Genomic DNA, 7029 nt, shown 5'->3' with positions numbered 1-7029 from the left:
GCTTCAATCAGTGCGAGCTTCGCGGCTTACGCCGCTCCCACAATGCCAGCACCCGGCATGTAGTGCCGAGCCATGCTCGGCAGAGGCGTTCCCGACAAAGTCCCTGCCGAGCATGGCTCGGCACTACGCCCCCTCCCTTTGCCGCAGGCAAGGGGAGGGTTGGGGAGGGGTAGGTTTTGCAGCGCTTCAATCAGTGCGAGCTTCGCGGCTTACGCCGCTCCCACAATGCCAGCACCCGACATGTAGTGCCGAGCCATGCTCGGCAGAGGCGTTCCCGACAAATTCCCTGCCGAGCATGGCTCGGCACTACGCCCTCTCCCTTTGCCGCAGGCAAGGGAAGGGCTGGGGAGGGGTAGGTTTTGCAGCGATTCAATCAGTGCGAGCTTCGCGGCTTACGCCGCTCGCAGGTTGAGGATGGCTGGGAAAGCTTCTGCCGAGCGTGGCTCGGCACTACAGGATGGCTGGGAAAGCTTCTGCCGAGCATGGCTCGGCACTACAGGTGCGAGCGGGCCCATTGCACGATGCTGCTGGCCGGCATCGCGCCGGATTGGCGCGCGATCTCGCGGCCTCCCTGCAGCAGCACCATGGTCGGAATGCTGCGGATGCCATAACGCGTGGCGATGGCGGGTTCGGCTTCGGTATCCAGCTTGGCCAGGCGCATGGCAGGCTCCAGCTGCGTGGCCGCTTTCGCGAATTCCGGCGCCATCTGTCGGCAGGGGCCGCACCAGCTGGCCCAGAAATCCACCAGCAGCGGGATCTGCGACCGGTTGGCATGGGCATCAAATGCCGCTGCGTTCAAGACCATCGGTGCCGCCGCGAACAGGCCCTGGTGGCAGCGGCCGCAGGACGGTGACTGGCCCAGACGTGCAGCCGGAACCCGGTTGATGGCGTTGCAATGCGGGCAGGCAATCTGTAGCAGTTCGGAGGCGGTGTCGTTCATCGGCGTAACCAGCGGGCGCGGAACCAGCCATCAGTATGCGCTGTCCTGCTGAACTGCTGGTCACGGCAGGCGTGGAACGCATCATTCAGCGCTGTGCGCAGACGCCCAACGCACCGAGTTCGGCCTTCTGTGCATCGGGCAAGGCGGCCATCAGCGAGGGATCCATGCACGCAGCATGGACCGCATCGAGATTGTCGGCCCGCAGCACGGCCTCACCGACAACGCTGGCTGCCATGCTGGCCTTGCCGGCGGTGGACAGTCCGGCAGTAGTGCCGTGCGGGCCTGGCGAAGGTGTGCGGCGGGCGCTGCCCAGGCCCAGCAGCGGCAGCGTCGACAAGCGGTCGCCGCGGGCCAGCACAACATGATCATGGGCGATGGCATGTACACGCAGCCCGCCGCCGAGCTCGTCACCGACATGCAGTGTCTGTGCGCTGGTGCCTGCAACACGCACTACCGCCAGTGAGCGCTGCGCATGCGCATGCACGAAAGTGGCCAGCAGACGGGGCGCCTGTGCGCCCGATGGCGCTGCATGCAAGGGCGGGCGCTGCCCGTGCGGGCCGCTCTGGCCGAAGGCGTTGCCGACCAGGCAGCTGGATAGGGCGATCAGCCGCAGGAGCAGGATGGAGGGGTTCATTGGCAAGGTCGCGAGCCCGGGGCATGGCGCCCCGGGCGGTAGCCGGTTACGGAATGTTCAAGCCGCGCAGCACGATCAGGTTGTTGCTGCTGAGCAGGGTCAGCAACAGGTTGTCGCTGGGGCTGATGCCGGTCCAGCGCTGGTTGTCGCCGCCGCTGCAGTTGTAGGTGATCAGCGAGCCGCGGCCATTGGTGAGGAAACCACCGGACAGGTCCAGACAACGGCCGCCGCGGGTGATCCTCGGCAGCGCCGAGAAGTCGAATACCTGGGTATCCAGGCTGCGATCACAATTGGCCAGCGTTACCGCCGCCGAGTTGCCACCCGACGAGGACAGGCACTTGGTGGGATAGGCAACGCTGTGGATGGCGCCACGTGCATCGGCCATCCACTGCTCATCCTCGGCACCGCTGCAGGTAGCACTGTCGGCGATGTAGACCGCGGGCGCGCCGTTCCTCTCCTCGGCCTTCAGGCAGTATTTCCTGCTGCCGACCAGCATCGTCTGTGCAGGCGGCAGCAAGGGTGTCTGGCGCAGCTTCAGTGTCTCCAGCAGGCCGACCAGGGCTTGCTTGGCGGCACTGTTGTTGGCTGCCTGCAGGTCGCTGCGGTAGCGGTTCATCCAGCGGTTGATGCGGCGACTGCTGCGTTCCTGTTCCTGATAGGTGAGCAGGGCGGCCTTGGCGGTGGCCGACAGACCGTCATCATTGCTGCCCCAACTGGCATACAGCAGTTCGCCGCGGGAACCCAGGTTGATCACTGGCTTGCCGGCGGCTGCGCTCAGCACTGCTTCCAGTTCCGGCAGTTCCACCGCGCGCAGTGCCGTGTACCCCGCTTCCTTGCCGACCACGACCGGCGCCTTCATGGGCGCAAGATTCTGCGGGAAGCTCATCGTCGCCAAGGTGCTGGCTGCTGCCCCGGGTTCCTGGCACTGCAGGCTCGCCTGCTGCGGCTGGTCGGCCTGGGCCAGATTGACATGCAGTTTGTTGACCGAGCCGTTCTGCAGGACATTGCCGGCCACGGCGATGCGCTTGCTGGCGCCGCCGTTGAAGCTGACCTGCAGCCAGCACTGGCGGCTGCTTGCGTTGGCAACCGGCGTCGGCAGCTCGAACACATTGCCCCAGTTGCCACGGAACGGCGGATACAGCAAGGCCTTGCCGGTACTCGGGTCGTAGCCACCGAGCACGGTGAACACCGGTGCGCCGACCAAGCGTGGCTTGAGGTAGTTGCCGTCGGGCGAGTTGAAGAACAGTTCCTTGCTGGTCGGCACCTTGCCGGTCACCGGTTCCATGCTGCGGGTGTCGGCGTTCCAACCCAGGTAGCCGGTGGGCGAACTCTGGCTGGGAACCGGTTTGTTCAAGCGCTGCTGGATCGCGTTCCTGGTGCTGTAGCCGGTGTAATGCGTGTAGCGCGACAAGGCGCTGGAATAGTGGCCGCCGGACATCGCATCGGTACCGAAGCTGTAGGTGTCGTCGAACACCGGCATGCCGTTCATGCCCCCGGTCTTGGGGCGGCTCCAGTGCAGGTTGGCACGCATGCGCTTGCGGTAGGCGATGTAACCCCAGCCGCTGTCGTGGTGATGGCCGGACCAGAAGTAGTTGTCGCCGGCCTGGCCGGGATAGTGGCCCAGTCCATAGTGGTGGCCGATCTCATGGCTGAACTCGTTGCCGCTGGTGGAGTACACCGTCAGCATGCCGTTGCCGCCGCTCAGGCCATGGCTTTGCGTGCCGTTGCTGTACACGCCCACGGCGTGATGGGCGACCACGTTCTGGAACCATTGCGGCTGTGATTGCCCGGCCATGCCCGAAGCGGTAGCGCCGAAGTTGGCCAGGTTGATGCCCACGCTCACCGTGGACTTGCCGGTGTTCTCGCGCATGTCGCCGCCGTACACGCCACCTTCCACCGCGCTGGCGGTGTCGTAGATGGTGCCGTTGGCGACCATCACCCGGTCGAGCTTGACCGCCTCGTAGTAGGCCACGGTCATGCGCGCGGCCGGAATGGTCTGGAAGTAGTCAGCAGCTGCCTGCGCGGGGCTTTTCAGCATCCAGAACGCATCGCTCTCGCCCGGCGGATCGGTCAGCATGCCCAGGCGGATGCTGTGTACGACCAGTTCGGCCGGTGCGGCAAAATCGATCTTGTCCGCCGCCAGGCTGCCACTGCGCGCCTTGTCATCGCTGATGCTCAGGCTGACGCCGGGCTTCACCCAATCCCACGGGAGTCGCGTGCTCCAGGCGCGCCGCGAATAGTTGTAGTCAGGGCGGCCATCGCTGTTGTTGTAGTCCGAGCGGTACATGGCATTGGGGTGCAGCAGTTGCGCGGTACCCACGACCTTGCCGTCCACCGAAACGGTGACATTCAAGGCTTCGATATCCTGCAGTGCCGGATCCGGGGTGACCAACAGCAAGGCCTCGCGCTCGCTGGTCAGGCGCGGCATGTTCCTGGCTTCGTTGCCATTCGGATCAACGGTGTGGCTCTGCGCGAACTGGATCATCGCCGGGAGTGAGCCCACCAGATCGTTGCGTACGGCGCGCACCGCGCCACTGGCATCGGTGTCGTAGAAGCCCTTCAGGTCCACTTCGTCATAGCGGGCCGAGTTTGGCTCCGGATAGGGATCTGTCGGTGTCGCCGGGGTGATCGGCGTGGCCGGTATGCTCGGCGTGGTGGGTGGATTGCCACCGCCATTGTCATTGTCATTGCCGCCACCGTCGGCAGTGCCATCTCCGCCCGAGCCGCCGACGTCGATGTCATCGCCGAAGCCATCATCGCCATTGCCGTCACCAGGAGCCGGGCCCGGCGGCACCGGCGTTGCCGTGCCGCCGTCCTGGCCACTGCCATTGCCGCCGCCATCGCCGATGCTCGGCGGCGCTTCGCTCTTGTCGCAGGATGCGAGCAATACCACGCTCAATGCCAGCGCAAGCGCGCGCAGGTTGATTGCGTTGTTCAAGTAGTTCTCCCCTTGTTTTGAAGTACAGCAATGAAACCGAGTCGCATGCTCCGGCCCCAAACCGGTCGCTGTGCGGCGCGTGTATGAGCCTGTCAGCGTGCGGGTGTCCGCGCGCCGGCAGGGTCGGAAGCGTTCGTGCCGCGATCGAACAGCTGTGCCGGCGTGGCGGGCAACGGATTGGCGTACTTGCCGCGTGTGCTGGGTGCTTCGCGCAGATCCAGGTATTTGCGTTCGCTCAGGTCGTTGGCGGCGCTCTGGCCAAGGATCACGGTGGGGCGCAGGAAGACCATCAGGTTGCGCTTGACGCGGGTATCGCTGGTCGAGCTGAACAGCTTGCCGAGGCCAGGAATGCTGCCGAGCAGCGGCACGCTGGAGCGGGTATGGGTGACGTCATCCTGGATCAGCCCGCCGAGCACGATCACCTGCCCATCGTTGGCCAGGATGGTGCTCTTGATCGAGCGCTTGTTGGTGATCACGTCGGACAGGGTGATACCGCTGGGCGTGGCCGCCAGCGAGGAGATCTCCTGTTCGATCTCCAGCCGCAGGGTGCCGCCCTGGTTGATGTGTGGCGTCACCTTCAGGGTCACGCCGATGTCCTGGCGCTGGATGGTGGTGAACGGGTTGCTGGTGCCGTCGCCGGTGGTGGTGTACGAGCCGGTCTGGAAGGGCACGTTCTGGCCGACCAGGATTTCCGCCGGTTCGTGGTCCAGGGTCAGCAGTGTCGGCGTCGACAGCAGGTTGTTCTTGGCATTGGTTGAAAGCGCGGTCACCAAGGCACCGAAATTGCTGTTGCCGATACCGAGAATGGCACCGGACGGCAGCGCTGTCGGCGTGCTACCGGCTGCCAGCGAGCCAAGCAGGGTGCCGATCGACAGGCCGGTGTTGTTGTAGTTGATCCCGCCCACGCCGTTGCTGCGGGAACCGCCATCCAGCGCCCATTGCACGCCCAGCGCATCCTCGATATCGCCGGAGATCTCGACGATGGCGGCTTCCACCAACACCTGCGAACGCGGAATGTCCAGCTGCCGCACGATGTCGGTCAGCACCTGCAGCATCTCGGGCTTGGCGTGGATGACGACGGCATTGAGGCTTTCGTCGGCACGGATCAGGCTGCCCATCTGCGCCTGCTTGTCGGCGCCTTCCTGCTTGATGGAATCGCCGATTGCCCCCAGTGTCTGCGCCATCTGCTTGGCGTCACCGTGTTGCAGGCGGATCACCTGGGTGGTGGTCGAGCGCGGTGCATCCACATCCAGGGAACGCGCCAATGCCAGCAGGCGCTGGCGTGCCTGCTCGGGCCCGAAAATCAGCAGGCGGTTGGTGCGGGCATCGGCCAGCACCTTGGTGGCCGACCCGGCGCTACTGGCACCGAGGCTGGCCTGCAGCAGCTTCTGCAGGTTCTCCACGCTGGCGAACTGCACCTCATAGTCGGCGTGGCCGTGCATCCTGGGCGCATCCAGCTGCCGCAACAGGGCTTCAATGCGGGCGATGTTGCCGCGCCGGTCGCTGATGATCAGGGCGTTGGAGGTGGGCACCGCGGCCAGATGGGCGTTGGCTGGCACCAGCGGCCGCAGCATCGGCAGCAACTCGGTGGCGATGCCATGTTGCACGGTCAGCACGCGGGTTTCGATCGCGTCCGGGCCGCGGCCGCGACCATCGGCGAAGACACGCGCTTCGTCATTGGGAACCACGCGCGTCTGGCGATCCTCTTCGATCACCGCAAAGCCGTGGATGGTCATCACCGACAGGAACAGGCGACGCACCTCCGGCAGGGTCATCGGTTCCTGGGTGGTGACACTGACTTCACCGGCCACGCGCGGATCGACGATCAACGTGTCGCCTGTGATATTGGCCACGGCACCGATGAAGTCGCGGATATCCGTGTCCTTCATGTTGATGCTCCATTGCTGGGGAGCATCCTCTGCGGACGCGGCGCTGATCGCCAAGGGCGCAAGCAGCAGGGCCGACAGCAAGGCCAGGCGTCGCAGTGCCGCGCTTATGGTGGGCCGGATCATTCGCCACCACCGGATGGCAGTGCAGGTGCTGCGCTTTGCGGGGAGGGGAAATCAAGCCGGCCGCTATGGCCGTTGCGGCTGAACAGCACATGGTCGCGGGCTACCTGCTGCAGCACGACGCCGGGCAGGAATTCCTCACCACTGAATATATTCACCGTCCCCTGGCCTTCGATCTGGAGCAGTGCCTGCGATTGCCGTGGGTCGGCCGCAACGATGCAGCCCTGCAGTTGCACGCTCTGCAGGTCGGCGGCAGGCATCGCGCTGGCGTCGCCGAACAAGCGCTGCAACAGCTGTGGCGACAGGCTTGGCAATCGCGGCGGCGCTTCGTCGACGCGGGCAGGCAGCTCGCGCATCTGCAGGTAGAGCCGGCGCGCCTGCCATGACAACACGGCAACGCCGCAAAGCGTGATGAGGATCGCGACGATCTTTGGCAGCAGGTTGGAAGTATCGAACTGGAACATCGGTGCTACGGCATCTCCCTTGGCAAAAATCCGCGCGCACAGGA

The 7029-nt window shown here is 65.2% G+C and carries 5 protein-coding genes; all 5 read right to left on the bottom strand.

Annotation, left to right across the window (positions count from 1 at the left end):
• Positions 1-493 precede the first annotated feature (493 nt).
• Positions 494-940, bottom strand: coding sequence for a thioredoxin TrxC (gene trxC / locus RT131_RS13750; RefSeq protein WP_313173371.1), 447 nt, complete (start codon positions 938-940; stop codon positions 494-496).
• 85 nt (positions 941-1025) lie between these two features.
• Positions 1026-1574 carry a type II secretion system protein N gene (locus RT131_RS13745; RefSeq protein ID WP_313173370.1) on the bottom strand — a complete coding sequence of 183 codons (549 nt, stop codon included), beginning with the start codon at positions 1572-1574 and terminating at the stop codon, positions 1026-1028.
• A 46-nt stretch (positions 1575-1620) separates the two neighbouring features.
• Positions 1621-4512, bottom strand: coding sequence for a M66 family metalloprotease (locus RT131_RS13740; RefSeq protein WP_313173369.1), 2892 nt, complete (start codon positions 4510-4512; stop codon positions 1621-1623).
• A 92-nt stretch (positions 4513-4604) separates the two neighbouring features.
• On the bottom strand, positions 4605-6524 hold the full coding sequence (gspD, locus tag RT131_RS13735; RefSeq protein WP_313173368.1) for a type II secretion system secretin GspD: 1920 nt from the start codon (positions 6522-6524) through the stop codon (positions 4605-4607).
• Positions 6521-6985, bottom strand: coding sequence for a type II secretion system protein N (locus RT131_RS13730; protein WP_313173367.1), 465 nt, complete (start codon positions 6983-6985; stop codon positions 6521-6523). The genes gspD and RT131_RS13730 overlap by 4 nt, the downstream gene beginning before the upstream one ends.
• Positions 6986-7029: the final 44 nt, after the last annotated feature.

The sequence above is a fragment of the Stenotrophomonas sp. genome (genome assembly GCF_032066555.1).
Taxonomy (GTDB): Bacteria; Pseudomonadota; Gammaproteobacteria; order Xanthomonadales; family Xanthomonadaceae; genus Stenotrophomonas.
Note: the sequence above shows the minus strand (reverse complement) of the source record. Positions and strands in the feature narration are given on the sequence as shown.